Raw genomic sequence first — 245 nt, 5'->3', positions numbered from 1 at the left:
GAGAATCAACAAGAAATTGAAGCAGCGCTTACTCAGAAAGGATATGTCCGAAAGATTACGGTTAATCCTTCGTATGACTACTTCAAAGCCAAGCAAAGGAGGCTCTTAAAAGATCCGAAATATCGTCCAATTTATAGCCAGCGGAAGATCGATGTTGAACCGACATTTGGTCATCTGAAGGCTTGTTTGGGATTCACTCGATTTCATGTTCGAGGGAAACAGGCCGTGAATAATGAGATGGGATT

At 42.0% G+C, this 245-nt stretch carries 1 protein-coding gene; it reads left to right on the top strand.

The features are described 5' to 3' along the window. Positions 1-245 (top strand): transposase (locus HMPREF2758_RS00895; RefSeq protein WP_210384428.1); only part of this gene is annotated, 245 nt, incomplete at both ends.

This window comes from Facklamia sp. HMSC062C11, assembly GCF_001810675.1.
Taxonomy (GTDB): Bacteria; Bacillota; Bacilli; order Lactobacillales; family Aerococcaceae; genus Facklamia; species Facklamia hominis.
The sequence above is the reverse complement of the archived record's forward strand: the minus strand, read 5'-3'. Positions and strand labels throughout refer to the sequence as shown.